This is a genomic window from Bacteroides sp. (assembly GCF_019417265.1).
Classification (GTDB): domain Bacteria; phylum Bacteroidota; class Bacteroidia; order Bacteroidales; family Bacteroidaceae; genus Phocaeicola.
This window is the reverse complement of sequence record NZ_DXVR01000066.1, coordinates 1-16,293: the sequence shown is the minus strand read 5'-3', so window position 1 is coordinate 16,293 and position 16,293 is coordinate 1. Positions and strand designations below refer to the sequence as shown.

General features: G+C 43.4%; 11 protein-coding genes and 1 pseudogene. 5 read left to right on the top strand and 7 right to left on the bottom strand.

Features of this window, described 5'->3' with window-relative positions; translation table 11 throughout:
- A partial coding sequence (gene dnaK / locus QZ379_RS08765; RefSeq protein WP_291563300.1) for a molecular chaperone DnaK occupies positions 1–1,320 on the bottom strand: 1,320 nt, incomplete at its 3' end.
- A 536-nt stretch (positions 1,321–1,856) separates the two neighbouring features.
- Between dnaK and QZ379_RS08760 the strand changes: the two genes are divergently transcribed.
- Genes QZ379_RS08760 through metH form a run of 3 tightly spaced genes read left to right on the top strand, consistent with a single transcriptional unit; the run spans position 1,857 to position 5,678 of the window.
- Positions 1,857–2,426, top strand: a complete 570-nt coding sequence (locus tag QZ379_RS08760) for a YIP1 family protein (RefSeq protein WP_291563297.1) — start codon at positions 1,857–1,859, stop codon at positions 2,424–2,426.
- A gap of 21 nt (positions 2,427–2,447) precedes the next feature.
- Positions 2,448–2,909 (top strand): SsrA-binding protein SmpB, encoded by a 462-nt coding sequence (gene smpB / locus QZ379_RS08755; protein WP_235328590.1) that lies wholly within the window; start codon positions 2,448–2,450, stop codon positions 2,907–2,909.
- Between the two features lie 9 nt (positions 2,910–2,918).
- On the top strand, positions 2,919–5,678 hold the full coding sequence (gene metH / locus QZ379_RS08750; protein WP_291563291.1) for a methionine synthase: 2,760 nt from the start codon (positions 2,919–2,921) through the stop codon (positions 5,676–5,678).
- A gap of 42 nt (positions 5,679–5,720) precedes the next feature.
- On the opposite strand, the gene QZ379_RS08745 is transcribed toward metH, so the two are convergent.
- The 3 genes and pseudogenes from QZ379_RS08745 to uvrA form a co-directional block, all read right to left on the bottom strand.
- The gene (locus QZ379_RS08745; RefSeq protein WP_291563289.1) at positions 5,721–6,458 is read right to left on the bottom strand and encodes a nucleotidyltransferase family protein; all 738 of its coding nucleotides are present in this window, start codon (positions 6,456–6,458) and stop codon (positions 5,721–5,723) included.
- Positions 6,455–7,908: pseudogene (locus QZ379_RS08740) on the bottom strand (RNase adapter RapZ). Before QZ379_RS08740 ends, QZ379_RS08745 begins: the two are co-directional and overlap by 4 nt.
- A 107-nt stretch (positions 7,909–8,015) precedes the next feature.
- The gene (uvrA, locus tag QZ379_RS08735) at positions 8,016–10,790 is read right to left on the bottom strand and encodes an excinuclease ABC subunit UvrA (protein WP_291563287.1); all 2,775 of its coding nucleotides are present in this window, start codon (positions 10,788–10,790) and stop codon (positions 8,016–8,018) included.
- A gap of 194 nt (positions 10,791–10,984) precedes the next feature.
- Here uvrA and QZ379_RS08730 point away from each other — a divergent pair, with 194 nt between their 5' ends.
- Positions 10,985–11,680 carry a hemerythrin domain-containing protein gene (locus tag QZ379_RS08730; protein WP_291563284.1) on the top strand — a complete coding sequence of 232 codons (696 nt, stop codon included), beginning with the start codon at positions 10,985–10,987 and terminating at the stop codon, positions 11,678–11,680.
- Positions 11,677–12,285, top strand: a complete 609-nt coding sequence (locus QZ379_RS08725; RefSeq protein WP_291563281.1) for a response regulator transcription factor — start codon at positions 11,677–11,679, stop codon at positions 12,283–12,285. Before QZ379_RS08730 ends, QZ379_RS08725 begins: the two co-directional genes overlap by 4 nt.
- A gap of 156 nt (positions 12,286–12,441) precedes the next feature.
- Here QZ379_RS08725 and QZ379_RS08720 read toward each other — a convergent pair whose 3' ends face one another.
- The 3 genes from QZ379_RS08720 to pflB form a co-directional block, all read right to left on the bottom strand.
- Entirely contained in the window at positions 12,442–12,678 is a 237-nt protein-coding gene (locus tag QZ379_RS08720; RefSeq protein ID WP_291563278.1) for a hypothetical protein, read from the bottom strand.
- Between the two features lie 119 nt (positions 12,679–12,797).
- Positions 12,798–13,526, bottom strand: coding sequence for a pyruvate formate-lyase-activating protein (gene pflA, locus QZ379_RS08715; RefSeq protein ID WP_291563275.1), 729 nt, complete (start codon positions 13,524–13,526; stop codon positions 12,798–12,800).
- 159 nt (positions 13,527–13,685) lie between these two features.
- Positions 13,686–15,908 carry a formate C-acetyltransferase gene (gene pflB, locus QZ379_RS08710; RefSeq protein ID WP_291563272.1) on the bottom strand — a complete coding sequence of 741 codons (2,223 nt, stop codon included), beginning with the start codon at positions 15,906–15,908 and terminating at the stop codon, positions 13,686–13,688.
- Positions 15,909–16,293: the final 385 nt, after the last annotated feature.

Sequence of the window (16,293 nt, the reverse complement as noted above, 5' to 3'; positions counted from 1 at the left end):
AGGACGTTCACCCTGAAGTACGTGGATTGTTACTTCTGTCTGGTTGTCGGCTGCTGTAGAGAACACTTCGCTCTTCTTGCAAGGGATAGTAGTGTTGGCGTCGATAAGTTTTGTCATCACACCACCCATTGTTTCGATACCCATTGACAATGGAGTTACATCAAGAAGAACAACACCCTTGATTTCGTCTGTTAATACGGCACCCTGAACTGCTGCACCTACTGCAACTACTTCGTCCGGATTAACACCTTTAGAAGGAACTTTACCGAAGAAGTCTTCTACAAGTTTCTGAACTGCAGGGATACGTGAAGAACCACCTACAAGGATTACTTCGTCGATATCTGAGTTGCTCAAACCTGCATCGCTCATAGCTTTCTTACATGGTTCAAGACAAGCCTGAATCAATCCGTGTGCCAACTGTTCGAATTTAGCACGAGTCAAAGTCTTAACCAAGTGCTTTGGAACACCAGCTACCGGCATGATGTAAGGCAAGTTGATTTCTGTAGAAGTAGAAGAAGACAATTCGATTTTTGCCTTTTCTGCTGCTTCTTTCAGACGCTGCATTGCCATTGGGTCCTGAGTCAAGTCAGCACCTTCGTCGTTCTTGAATTCCTGAACCAACCAGTCGATGATTACCTGGTCGAAGTCATCACCACCAAGGTGAGTATCACCGTTTGTAGAAAGTACTTCGAACACACCGCCACCGAATTCAAGGATTGAGATATCGAATGTACCACCACCAAGGTCGAACACTGCAACCTTCATGTCCTTGTTTGATTTGTCAATACCGTATGCAAGTGCTGCTGCTGTCGGTTCGTTTACGATACGTTTTACTTCAAGACCTGCAATCTGACCTGCTTCTTTTGTAGCCTGACGCTGTGAGTCTGAGAAGTATGCCGGAACTGTGATAACAGCTTCTGTTACTTCCTGTCCAAGGTAGTCTTCGGCAGTCTTCTTCATTTTCTGAAGAATCATTGCTGAGATTTCCTGTGGAGTGTAAAGACGTCCGTCGATATCAACACGTGGAGTGTTGTTTTCACCACGAACTACTTTATACGGAACACGTTCAATTTCTTTTGCTACCTGGTCGTAAGTTTCACCCATGAAACGTTTGATTGAGTAAACTGTACGAGTAGGGTTTGTGATAGCCTGACGTTTTGCAGGATCACCGATTTTACGTTCGCCGCCGTCAACGAAACCTACTACTGATGGAGTAGTACGCTTACCTTCGCTGTTAGCGATTACAACTGGTTCGTTACCTTCGAACACTGCTACACATGAGTTTGTTGTACCTAAGTCAATACCAATAATCTTTCCCATAATTTTATCTTTTTTTATTATTATCTTATTTAAGTTATTTCTGTAACTTTTGCGTTACGCTGTATCATAAACAAACCTTGTGCCACAGCTGAAATCTGTCGTGGCACGGCTGAAAACTGACAAATTGTCTGAATTTATTCTTTGCGGTACTGACAAAACATGATTTTTGTCACTTTTCGTCTGCCTTTTACCGCTTATATATATGTGTCTGCATAATTAAATACCGGATTGTTCAGTGACAGGGAAATAAATCTTCTTTGTCATTGCGGAAACTTATAAATGCCTTTACATTTTCTCTATATATAACTTGTTTTTATATAAATACAACTTGTATATTTATATATATAACTTATATTTATAAAAACACAGATTGTATTTAGAGAAAGTGATTAGGAAAAAATGGTTTTATGCAAGGACGTTTCTCATTCTTTTTTTGTACATTTGCAGTTCAAATTGATTTTAAGCATGCCGGTTTTACGGCATCAGGTATTAGTCAAGAAAATCAGAAAGTTACAAACTTTAAAAACTTAGGAAAATTGAATTACAAGGATTTGTTGTCAAGGACATTGTTTATACTTTCATCGCCTTCGAAGGCGTGGGAACAGATATCTGCCGAGGGGGATGGAAAAACTGTACTGCCCGGTTTCGTTTATCCTTTGATAGGCCTTTGCAGTATTAGCGAGTTTATAGGTACTTTTTTCGGAAAAGAGTTTATCCCTGACGTGTTTCAGGTGGCATTGACTCGTTGCTGTGCTGTGGCAGTGGCTCTTTTCGGAGGATTTTTCCTGTCGGTATATTTGATTGATAAAATGTTGCGTAAATGGTTCGGTACTTCAGTTGCAAAGGATACAGTCGTTGTATTTGTGGCTTACTCCATGACTGTAAAATTTGTGTTGGACATACTCAGCAGTCTTTTATCGTTGAAACTGTTGCTTGTCATACTTCAGATATATACCCTTTTCGTGGTGTTCGAAGGAGCAAGGAGATACCTTAGACTTAGTGAAGACAAGGTGACATTGTTTACATTGGTGACCACTGTGATAATTTTGCTCTGTCCGTCTGTTATCGAGCTGGTGTTTAATACATTGTCGGTTACATTGCACTGACGTTTTAAATGATTATTGAATATGAAAAATCAGACTAACAACAATATAAATATAAAGAATAAGCGTGCTTCGTTCGATTATGAGTTTATTGACACATATACGGCCGGAATAGTGCTTACCGGAACGGAAATCAAGTCTATCAGACAGGGTAAGGCGAGTCTGGTGGATACATTCTGTTTTTTCTCAAAAGGAGAACTTTGGGTGAAGAACATGCACATTGCCGAATATTTCTATGGCTCGTATAACAATCACCTCGCACGTCGCGACCGCAAGCTCTTGCTTAATAAAAAGGAACTTCGCAAGTTGCAGCGCGGAATACAGGAAACGGGATTTACCATTGTTCCCACACGTATGTTTATCAATGAACGCGGACTGGCAAAGGTGGTTATTGCATTAGCCAAAGGTAAGAAGCAGTACGACAAGCGAGAGACGCTGAAAGAGAAAGATGACAAGAGAATGATGGACCGTATGTTTAAGAGATAAACATAGTATATGCTGACAAAGACAATACAACAACTTTTAGACGAGCGTATTCTGGTTCTCGACGGAGCCATGGGTACGATGATACAACGATATGGACTTACAGAGGAGGATTTCCGTGGAGAGCGTTTCAGGGAACTTCCGGGACAGCAGAAAGGCAATAATGACCTGCTGTGTCTTACACGTCCGGATGTTATAGAAGAAATACACCGCAAATATCTGCAGGCCGGAGCCGATATCATAGAAACAAACAGCTTTAATGCCACTCCGGTGTCGATGGCAGACTATCATGCCGAACATCTGTGCCGCGAGATAAACCTTGAGGCTGCACGTCTGGCAAGAAAGGTGGCTGATGAGTTTGCAGCCATGAATCCTGACAAGCCGAGATTTGTGGCCGGTTCCGTAGGACCTACAAATAAGACCTGTTCGATGAGTCCGGACGTAAACAATCCGGCATACCGTGCGCTGGCATTCGATGAACTCTGCTCTGCATATTGCATACAGATGGAAGCCTTGCTTGAAGGCGGTGTCGATGCGATACTTATAGAAACCATATTCGATACACTGAATGCCAAGGCTGCAATCATGGCTGCTGAAAAGTCTATGCAGAAGACAGGTAGAAAAGTGCCTTTGATGCTTTCTGTCACAGTGTCAGACATTGCCGGCAGAACTCTTTCCGGTCAGACTCTCGATGCTTTCCTTGCATCGGTACAACATGCCGACATACTTTCCGTAGGTCTGAACTGCTCTTTCGGGGCAAAACAGCTTAAGCCGTTCCTTGAATCTTTGGCAGCCCGTGCACCTTATTATATAAGCGCATATCCTAATGCCGGTCTGCCTAACAGTCTTGGACAGTACGACCAGACCCCGGAGCAGATGGCGGAAGAGGTGCAAGAATATATCAACGAAGGATTGGTGAACATTATCGGCGGATGTTGCGGAACAACCGAAGAATATATTGCCAAGTATCAGAAACTGGTGAGAGATGCTGTTCCTCACAAGCCTGCTGCCCATCCTGAGTGCATGTGGCTGTCGGGTCTTGAACTGATGGAGCTTACTCCCGAAGTGAGGTTCGTAAATGTCGGCGAAAGATGTAATGTAGCCGGTTCAAGAAAGTTCCTCCGTCTGATTAACGAAAAGAAATACGATGAGGCTCTGTCCATAGCTCGCAAGCAGGTGGAAGACGGTGCTTTGGTTATAGATGTCAATATGGATGACGGTCTGCTTGATGCCGAGTCTGAAATGACTACTTTCCTCAATCTTCTTGCTTCTGAACCTGAGATAGCACGCGTTCCGGTGATGATAGACTCATCAAAATGGGATGTTATCCTTGCCGGACTGAAATGTGTACAGGGCAAGTGTGTGGTAAACTCCATTTCTCTGAAGGAAGGAGAAGAAGTGTTTATCGAACATGCACGTACAGTCAAGGCTTTCGGCGCGGCTGTCATAGTAATGGCATTCGACGAGCAGGGACAGGCAGACACATACGAACGCAAGATTTCAGTGTGCGAACGTGCATACCGCATTCTTGCAGAGGTGGTAGGCTTCAATCCTCACGATATAATATTCGACCCTAACGTATTGGCTGTGGCTACCGGTATCGAGGAGCATAACAATTATGCGGTTGACTTTATCCGTGCTACAGGATGGATAAAGAAGAACCTTCCGGGTGCGCATATCAGCGGTGGGGTGAGCAATCTTTCTTTCTCTTTCCGCGGTAACAATTATATCCGCGAGGCTATGCATGCCGTATTCTTATATCATGCCATCCGGCAGGGTATGGATATGGGTATCGTAAATCCGGGAGCATCAGTTCTATATACAGACATTCCGTCTGATGTACTTGAAAGGATAGAGGATGTTGTTCTTAACCGTCGTCCTGATGCGGCTGAAAGACTGATTGAAACAGCCGAACGCCTGAAAGCTGAAAAGGAAGGACAGACTGAGGAACAGGCTTCTTCGTCTAAGATAGCATGGAGGGAAGGGGCTACAGTAGAGGAAAGATTGAAGTACGCACTGGTGAAAGGTGTGGGCGACTTCCTCGAAGACGACTTGAATGAGGCTCTAGGCAAATATCCTAATGCCGTGAGTATTATCGAAGGCCCGCTGATGGACGGAATGAATCATGTAGGCGAACTGTTCGGTTCCGGTAAGATGTTCCTTCCGCAGGTGGTGAAGACAGCCCGTACGATGAAAAAGGCTGTTGCAGTGCTCCAACCGTATATCGAGGCTGAAAAGAAGGACGGAGCGGCAAGTGCAGGAAAAGTTCTTTTGGCTACAGTGAAAGGTGATGTGCACGACATCGGAAAGAACATTGTAGGTGTGGTAATGGCATGCAACAACTTCGAGATTATAGACCTCGGTGTTATGGTTCCGGCCGACAAGATTATAGAAACAGCGGTACGTGAGAAGGTTGATATAGTAGGATTGAGCGGACTGATTACCCCTTCGCTTGACGAAATGGTGCATACTGCATCGGAAATGGAGCGTGCCGGACTTGATATTCCGGTCATTGTAGGTGGTGCTACTACATCTAAACTGCACACAGCATTGAAGATTGTTCCTGCTTATCATGCTCCTGTTGTCCATCTTAAGGATGCTTCTATGAATGCTCCTGTTGCTGCCAAACTGCTTAATCCTGAGCAGAAGGAGATATTCGTGAGAGAACTATATAATGAATATAAGAAACTGACAGATGCTCATCAGGAAAAGAAAGTCAATGTGGTTTCGCTTGATGAGGCTCGCGAAAACAGACTTAAGCTTTGGAATTGATGATATAACAATAAAGGCGGTTCTTGCGGACCGCCTTTATTGTTATATCATATTTATAAATTCATTAGCCTTTTCCAAAGTCTCCGGTTTTCCTATATCTATCAGTTTTATTTCCGGCTTTATGCATGCTCCGAAGCGTGCTTCACGGCATGTACCCAGATAGAAATCCATTATAGGGAACTTACCTTTATAGTTGTCTCCCATATATTTCATTATAGATGGCGAAACTACATGTATTCCGCTGAAAGCATATTCCGAATGTTCCGAAGGATTGTAGACGAAACCCTCCGGTCTTGTCTCACCGCTGCTCTTGTTTATCCATCCGCATAGTCTGTCTTCCTTATCGAATATAAGATAACGCGATGTCTTTCTTTCGCTTACCATAAGAGTGGCATCGTTTCCCGAGCGGAGATGGAAGCCATAAAGCGCATTCAAGTCTACATCCGACAGGATATCTACGTTATGTATCAGCACAGGCTCGTCGGTAGGGAAGAGTTCGAGGGCACGTTTTATTCCTCCGCCTGTGTCGAGAAGCATTTCCCTTTCATCGCTTATACGGATGTTCACCCCGAAGTTATTGTTGGCTTGGAGGAAGTCAATTATCTGCTCTCCGAAATGATGGATGTTAATTATGATATCATCAAAACCGGATGATTTAAGTTTCATAATGACATGCTCCAACATCGGTTTGCCTGCTACCGGTACTATGGCTTTAGGCATAGTGTCAGTCAGTGGCTTGAGCCTTGTCCCCAAACCGGCTGCGAAAATCATTGCTCTCATACTTCTGTATTATTGGCTTCGAAGATTTGTTCTATATTCTGCTCACGGTGAAGGAGTTCCACTCTTACTCCGAAACGGTTGTGGATATGCTCTGCCGTATGCTGTGCCGAATAGACCGAACGGTGCTGTCCGCCTGTGCAGCCGAAGCAAATCATCAGACTGGTGAATCCTCTTTTAAGATATCTTTTCACATGAGCGTCCGTGAGGGCATATACGTGAGTAAGGAATTCAGTTATCTCGCCGTCGTTTTCGAGGAAATCAATAACCGGTTTGTCAAGTCCGGTCAAAGGTTTGTATTCGTCATATCTTCCCGGATTGTGTACATATCGGCAGTCGAAAACATATCCTCCGCCGTTGCCGGAATTATCCTCCGGAATACCTTTGCGGTATGAGAAACTCATCACTTTTACTGTAAGCAGTTTGTCTGTATTCATCGTTTTAATGTTGTTATATCGTTTATGTCCATTTGTGATAACTGAACAAGCACCTTGCTCAGATATGGATATTCGTTTAAATGGTGTTTAAACAGTGTTTGAAGATTGTTTAAAGCATACGGAATACTCTCTATGAAGTGGGCTTTACGCTCAAGCAGTCCGCGGAAACCATATGCGCCGAGTACCTGCATGGTGCGGAAAACCACGAAATGATGTAATGTCTGTCTGAATTCCGCAGGATTTATATCTGTGAACTTGCTTGCCTCGCTTATGTATGTATCAATCATCTCTTCCCTCAAATCACTGTTGAAGTTGGCCTTTGCCTGCCATAGGAATGAGGCTGCATCGTAATATATAGGACCTTTGCGTCCTCCCTGAAAATCAATGAAGTAAGGCTCTTCATCCTTGATTATTACGTTCCGGCTCTGGAAATCGCGGTACATGAATGTATCGGACGATGCTTTGAGCAGAATGTCTGTCATTGCTTCAAAATCATCTTCAAGAGTACTCTCATTGAAACTGATGCCTGTTGCCTTTAGGAAGCAGTATTTGAAGTAGTTCAAGTCCCACATCACCGTGCGGCGGTTGAAGTCCGACAGCGGATAGCACATTCCGAAGTCCATTCCTTCTGCTCCTTTGAACTGGATTGAAGGGAGTCTGGCTATGCTCTTGCGTATGAGTCCTTTTTCGCAGTCACTGAATTCGCCTGTTGTCCTGCCGTTTGTTATGGCATTGAACAGGAGAGTGTCGCCAAGGTCTTCCTGGATGTAGCAACTCTCATCGTCTGAAACGGCCAGAACCTCGGGGACAGGTATTCCCTTGTTGTGGAAATGGCGTGCCATATATATGAAAGCACGGTTCTCTGCAATAGATTCTCCGCATACGGCTATCAGACTGCGTGGTCCTGTCATGCGGAAATACCTGCGGTTAGAACCGGAACCGGTCAGCAGCTCGATGTTGTCGTGCTGCTGACCGGTAACTTGTCTGTATAATTTACTTATTGTTTCTGTATTCATGTCTGGAGTTGTATTCTTTGATTTCAAAATTACAACTCTTTTTCTTTGAATGCAAGAAATATCTCTTATTTCACCTCTACAGTGAGCTTTTTCAGATTGCCGGAACCTTATGGATTCATCTTTTCTGCAAGGAACTGCCCTGTGTACGATGCCCCGCATTTGGCTACCTCCTCCGGTGTTCCTGCTATAACTAAATTACCTCCCTTGTCGCCACCTTCAGGACCGAGGTCTATAACATAGTCCGCACATTTTATCACGTCCATGTTATGTTCGATTATCACTATCGTGTGACCTCTTGCTATCAGTGAGTCGAAAGCTTCAAGCAGTTTCTTTATGTCGTGGAAATGCAGACCGGTAGTCGGTTCGTCGAACACGAATATCGTAGGCTGCGACTTTTCCACACTGAGGAAGTATGCTAATTTCACCCTCTGGTTTTCTCCACCAGAGAGAGTAGAGGATGATTGTCCCAGCTTGATATATCCAAGTCCTACTTCCTGCAGAGGTTGCAGCTTCTTTACTATCTTCTTTTGGTTGTGTTCCGTAAAGAACTCTATCGCCTGATTGACTGTCATCTCAAGAATGTCGTAAATATTTTTTCCTTCAAACTTGACTTCAAGTACGTCACTCTTGAAACGCTTTCCGTGGCAGGATTCACATTCCAGAACAAGGTCGGCCATGAACTGCATCTCTACAGTTACTGTTCCTTCTCCTTTACATTCCTCGCATCGTCCGCCTTCCGTATTGAAGGAAAAATAGCCGGCTGTATATCCCATCTGCTTTGACAGGGGCTGTTCGGCAAACAGTTTTCTGATTTCATCATAGGCCTTGATATATGTCACAGGGTTACTGCGCGATGATTTTCCTATAGGGTTCTGGTCTACAAACTCTATGTCTGTAATCATCTTTATATCTCCTTCGAGGGATACGAATTCGCCCGGACGTTCGCTCGCCTCGCTGTATTCTCTTTTCAGAGCCTTGTAGAACACGTCACGTACAAGAGTACTCTTTCCCGAACCGCTCACACCGGTAACCACTGTCATTACATTAAGCGGAAACTTAACGTCTATACCTTTCAGATTGTTTTCTCTTGCACCTTTTATTTCGATATAGTTGTTCCATGAGCGGTGGCTCAACGGGAGAGGAATGGTTTCTTCGCCCAAAAGATATTTCACGGTGTAGCTGTTGCTGCCTTTCTGCAGGTCTTTCATATCACCGTGATAAACAACTTCGCCTCCAAGTCGTCCGGCTTTAGGACCTATATCAATTATGTAATCAGCAGCTCTGATAATTTCCTCGTCATGTTCCACTACCACTACGGTGTTGCCAAGCTGCTGGAGTTGTCGCAAGACCTTTATCAGTTTGTCTGTGTCGCGGCTGTGCAATCCGATGCTCGGTTCGTCAAGAATGTAAAGCGAGCCTACCAGGCTGCTTCCAAGTGATGTGGCAAGGTTTATGCGCTGGCTTTCACCGCCGGAGAGCGTGTTGCTCAGTCGGTTGAGCGTAAGATATCCCAATCCTACATCCATAAGAAACCTCAGACGGCTGTTTATTTCGTTGAGCAGTCTTTGTGCCACAAGTGTGTCATGTTCGCTCAGTTGGAGAGTACGGAAGAATTCCATCAGTTCGGTGATAGGCATGTCTACCAGCTGGCAGATGTTCTTTCCGCCTACCTTAACATAAGTAGCTTCCTTTTTCAGTCGGCCTCCCTTGCAAGTAGGACAAGTGGTCTTACCTCTGTAGCGTGCCAGCATAACCCTGTACTGTATTTTATACTGGTTCTCCTCCAGCATCTTGAAGAAAGTGTCGATACAAGCCTTGTCGCGTGGACCATGCCAGAGGTAATCCTTCTGTTCTTCTGTGAGTTCGTAATATGGTGCGAAAATGGGGAAGTTGTGTTTTGGTGCTTCACGCAGGAATTCCTGAAGCCATTCTCCCATCTTTTCCCCACGCCAGCACATCACGGCTCCGTCGTAAACGCTCAGTGCCCTGTTAGGAATTACCAGATGTTCGTCTATACCTATAATCTTACCGAATCCTTCGCATGTAGGGCATGCTCCGATAGGAGAGTTGAATGAAAACATCTGGTCCGTCGGCTCTTCAAATTTGATACCGTCGGCTTCGAACTTAGTGCTGAAACAGTGAAGTCTTGATTCTCCGTCCGGAAGATAGAAACGTAGCATACATGTTCCGTCGCCTTCGTACATGGCTGTTTCGGCAGAGTCAGTCAGTCGGCTTATGGAGTCTTTGTCGTCGCTGCAACTCATACGGTCGATAAGCAGATATACCTTGTCGCTTTCGTCGTACTTGTAGTCTTCTATTCTTACTATCTCTCCGTCAACTTCCAGACGTGTGAAACCTTGCTTCAGGTCCATGTCCAACTGTTCCTGATGAGTACGTCCGTCGCGTGGCAAAAGGAGTGTAAGTACTGTATATTTAGTACCTTTAGGGTAGGAGAGCATACAGTTCACAATATCCTCCGGGCTGTCTTTCTTTACCAGTTCTCCGCTTACGGGAGAATAAGTCTTGCCGATTCTTGCAAACAGCAGCCGCAGATATTCATATATCTCGGTCGATGTTCCTACAGTGGAACGCGGGTTTCTGCTGATTACCTTCTGCTCGATGGCTATTGCAGGCGGAATACCTTTTATGAAATCGCATTCCGGCTTTCCCATTCTTCCGAGGAACTGCCGTGCGTATGATGAGAGGCTTTCCACATATCTTCTCTGCCCTTCGGCATAGAGTGTGTCGAAAGCCAGTGATGACTTTCCTGAACCGGACAGACCGGTTATTACCACGAGTTTGTTGCGTGGTATATCGACATCTATATTCTTAAGGTTATTAACCTTTGCGCCTTTTATTGAAATGTATTTGTTGTCGGACATTCTGTTTCGTATTTTGATATATGCAAAGATAGGACATTCAGTCAGAATTTGAAAATTAATGCATGAAATTAGATTTTTTCGGCTATTTTCCTCATATTTGTAAAAATGAAATATACCTAAAAGTAGGTATTGACAGCTCTGATTTTTATATATTATTTTGCAATCGGATTAGAATTATGAACAATGTATTGAATATGAATAGAACCAGAATCTACAAACCGACTGATAAAATGAGTGACCTTATATGCGAGAACTATGCACTGCTTCAGGTCTTGAGCCGCTTTGGTATCTCTCTCGGGTTTGGAGATAAGAATGTGCGTGAGGTCTGTGAACTGAATAATGTGGACTGCAATACATTCCTGACGGTGGTGAACTTCCTCATCGAGGACAGCAACCGTATGGAAGACCATTTAGAGGGAATATCAGTATCCTCACTGATGAACTATCTGAGGGAAGCACATAGCTATTTCCTTGATTTTCAATTGCCTACCATCAGAAAGAAACTGATGGAAGCGATAGGTGATTCAAAGGAAAAGGAAGTGACATTCCTTATCCTCCGTTTCTTCGATGCATATGTAGACGAAGTGAAGAAACATATGGAGCACGAGAATGAGAATGTTTTCACGTATGTGGAACAGCTTCTTCGAGGCGAACATCCTCAGGGTTACAATATCAGTGTGTTTGCCAGTCATCATGAACATATAGACACCAAGCTTACAGAGCTTAAGAACATAATTATCAAGTATTTCCCTGCAGGAGGAAACAACCGTTTGCTTAATGCAACCTTGTTCGATATCTTCAGTTGCGCGGAAGATTTGGCATCGCACAACAGGGTAGAAGACTTCCTGTTTGTGCCGGCAATCAAGAAGTTGGAAAAGGAGGCAAAATGAAATCGCATGATGTTATAAATATAGCAGTTGCAGAGGCTTCGATGATAGTCAGAACAGGTCTGATATCAGTGTTGAGGCATATTCCTGACTATAACATAGAAACATTGGAGATTTCCTCTATGGAGGGACTGCAACTGTGTCTGGAATTGCATAAACCTGACATACTGATAGTTAATCCGATGTTCGACGGATGGTTTAATGTGGAGGAAACAAAGCGCATATACGATGCCCATGAAATGAAAGTCATATCACTGATATGTACCGTAGTGGATTCGAATATGCTTAAAGACTATGACGAGAGCATAAACCTGTTCGACGATATCGACACGCTTTCTGCAAAACTGTCAGGAATAATAAATGTCAGTGATGAAGAGGACACCGACCCGAATTCATTGAGTCAGCGCGAGAAAGAGATATTGGGCTATGTAGTCAAGGGCTTGACCAATAAGGAGATAGCCGAGAAACTGTACTTGTCAGTACATACGGTTATCACACACAGAAGAAACATAACGCGCAAACTGCAGGTTCATTCTGCTGCCGGTCTTACCATATATGCAATAGTGAATAAATTAGTAGATATAAGCGAGGTAAAGATGAAACTTTGAATTGAAAAATACCTACTTTTAGGTATTGCCTGAAATGGCCGAAGTGATTACCTTTGCAGTGTTAGTCATATAGAAATTACGTAAACCACAAAAAGTAAAAAAGTTAGTTATTAGTTGGGCGCACCCTGCGAAGTGATTCGCGGGGTGCACTCATTATTAATAGTTGAGTTTTGTCTGTACATATGAAACGTAAAGAGTCTTGTCTGCAATATTCTCCTTTACGTCTTCTTTATTCTCCTCGTTCTGTGTTATGGATGTATGTGGCTGTTCATTCATGCTTTTACTGCCTGCAATCCAGATGATATTCATTATAATGATACCAAGGATTGAAGTAACAGCTGTAATTTTCTGTTCTATCTTTTTGCTTGAAATGTTCACCGTTTTTCTATTCATGTCGTTTGTTTTTAATTGTTGGTTTTGTTCTTATATCGTCTTTTAGCTCCTTGTTGTATAGACTAAATGAAGCATATGCGATATTACTGCACGACAATCATAATTTTTTTTCAAAAAAATCAGTTTACATAAACAGTTTTGAAATATTTCTGAAATATATTCTTAGCATCTTCAAGCTGTTCTGGTGTGTTATACTCTACATTCTTAAGTTTGTATTCCATGTTCATAGCCTCGTATTTGTGTACTCCGAGTGTATGGTAAGGCAGTATTTCCACCCTTTCAATCTGTTTATAGTCCTTGAAATGTTCGCCCAATGCCTCCATGTCTTCCTTGAATGCACTGTAACCCTGTACAAGAACGTATCTTAGCCAGAAAGGTTTGCCGTTCTCTTCAAGCCATGCAGCTGTTCTGAGAGTCTGTTCGTTACTTCTCTCAGTAAGAATCCTGTGACGGTTCGGGTTAAACTGTTTCACATCAAGTAATACAAGGTCTGCAAGCGAGAGCAGTTCCTTTACATCCTCGTTCCATATGCCGCCGTTGGTATCTACGCAGATGTGTATTCCTGCCTCTTTCAGCATCTTGAATAGTGGAACAAGTGCCTTGGCCTGGAAAGTAGGTTCACCTCCGCTGAATGTGATACCTCCTTTCTTGCCGAAGAAAGGTTTTTGGTTCACAGCCATTTTGAGTATTTCTTCCGGGGCAGTTTCCTTGCTTTCACCCTTAGCGTCTATCGTGTCAGGATTTGCGCAGTACAAGCAACGGAAGTTGCAGCCCTGAAGGAAAACCACAAGACGGATTCCAGGTCCGTCGTATGTGCCAAGCGATTCGTATGAATGTACTCTTATCATATTGAGATTATATTTATGTTATGCAATTATATCCGGAATTTCCTTTTTAAAAGATAGTAAAATAGCAGAGGCTTCCTACTGATGGTCGGTAGCCCCTGCTTTAAGTTATCGTGTCCGTCGTCAATCCTCAGTAGGAGAGTGACGGGATACGGAAATCAATTACATACGTTCGTGGAAACTGCGTGAGATAACTTCCAACTGATGCTCGCGGCTCAGCTTGATGAAGTTTACAGCATAACCAGATACGCGGATAGTCAACTGCGGATACTTCTCAGGATGTTCCATAGCGTCTTCCAGCATTTCACGGTTCAGAACGTTTACGTTCAGGTGGTGAGCACCTTTCACGAAGTAACCGTCCATCATTGTAACGAGGTTTTCGATACGGTTTTCCATATCTACACCAAGTGATTTAGGAACGATAGAGAATGTGTTACTGATACCGTCCTGTGAGTCGCGGTAACGAAGTTTTGCAACCGAACTCAATGAAGCTACGGCACCGTTCTTGTCGCGTCCGTGCATTGGGTTTGCACCCGGAGCGAAAGCAACACCTTTGGCACGTCCGTCAGGAGTAGCACCTGTCTTCTTTCCATACATAACGTTTGATGTGATAGTAAGGATAGAAAGTGTTGGCTTAGCGTTCTTGTAGATAGGAAGTTTCTTCAACTCTTCGTCGAAATAGTAAATCAAGTCTACAGCCAGGTGGTCTACGCGGTCATCATCGTTACCGAAGCATGGGAATTCACCTTCGATTTCATAACCTTCAGTAAGACCGATTTCGTTACGTTTAGCCTTAACCTTAGCATATTTGATGGCAGAAAGAGAGTCAACAGCTATTGACATACCTGCCACACCGTACGCGAGGTTAATTGCATGGTTGGTATCAACGAAAGCCATCTGGGCCTTTTCATAATAATACTTGTCGTGCATATAGTGGATAATGTTCATCGCCTCATTATAAACACGAGCCATTTCCTTCAATACTTTCTTGTAGTTTGCAAGAACTTCTTCAAATTGAAGAACATCGCCGCTCAATACAGGAATATCCTTAACCATCAGTGTACCGGTGTTTTCGCATCTACCGCCGTTGATTGCAAGAAGGAGAGCCTTTGCAAGGTTACAGCGTGCACCGAAAAACTGTATGTGACGGCCTATGTCCTGATATGATACACAGCATGCTATACCGTAGTCGTCAGAGTTACGTACTTCACGCATCAACTCGTCATTTTCATACTGGATAGATGATGTATCTATGGAAACCTGAGCGCAGAATCTCTTGAATCCTTCCGGAAGTTCAGGACTCCAAAGAACTGTCAAGTTTGGTTCCGGTGATGGGCCGAGGTTGTAAAGAGTCTGCAAGAAACGGAATGAAGTCTTTGTAACCTTTGTACGTCCGTCGTTGAAGCGTCCGCCGATAGCTTCAGTTACCCAAGTAGGGTCACCTGCGAAGATATCTGTGTAAGCCTGCATACGCAAGTGGCGAACCATGCGCAATTTGATAACGAACTGGTCAATCAACTCCTGTGCGTGCATTTCGTCCAACAGGCCGTGAGCCATATCATATTCTATATATATATCAAGGAATGATGAAACGTTACCAAGTGACATAGCAGCACCATCCTGTTCCTTAACGGCAGCAAGATATGCCATATATACCCACTGAACAGCTTCCTGAGCGTTAGTGGCCGGACGGCTAAGGTCAAGACCGTACTGTTCTCCCATTATCTTGATTTCCTTAAGAGCCTTAATCTGTTCTGCTACTTCTTCGCGCTGGCGGATGCGTGCTTCAGTCATAGGGCCTGTGAGGTGACGCAAGTCATCCTGTTTAGCTTCGATAAGACGGTCGATACCGTAAAGTGCAAGACGGCGGTAGTCACCGATTATACGTCCACGGGCATAGTTGTCAGGAAGACCTGTCAGGAATCCCAATGAACGGAAAGAACGTATTTCTTCAGTGTAAGCATCGAATACACCGTCGTTATGAGTCTTGCGGTAGTGAGTGAAAATATCCTTTACCTTAGGGTCTACTTCTACACCGTTTTCGCGGCATGCTTTTTCTACAACCTTGATACCTCCGAAAGGCTTGATTGCACGGCGCAGTACTTCGTCAGTCTGCAAACCTACAATTACTTCGTTATCCTTATCTATATACCCCGGAGCGAATGATGTGATGGTAGAAACAGTCGAAGGGTCAAGCGAGCGTACTCCGTTGTTAGCGCGTTCTTCAGCCAAAGCTTCCAAACATTTGTTCCAAACTGCCTTTGTGCGTTCTGTTGGGCCTACCAGAAATGAAGAGTCACCCTCGTAAGGAGTGATGTTAGTCTTTACAAAATCTGTAACATTGATTTCATGATTCCAACGACCTTCTTTGAAATTCATTACCATAGTGATTTATATTTAATATGTTTAAAAATGATTTTTAAGCACTGCAAAGGTACTAATAATTGTTATAATACACAATACCTACAATTAGGTATATTATTAATTTGTATTAATTACAAAGTTATTTTGATTTGTATCAATAGGATTATCCGTTATAGAATACTGTCATTCGGTAAAACTATTGTAAAAATGCTATAACTACTAACTACTTTAAAATCAAACTGATATTATGGAGCAATAAAAAAATAGTATAAAAATGTTTGAAAATGTTTGGATATATCGGAAAGTACGCATATCTTTGCACCGCATTTAAGGAAATGCACTACTGAATTATTGGAAGTTTGGGTGAGTGGCTGAAACCAGCAGTTTGCTAAACTGCCGAACGGGT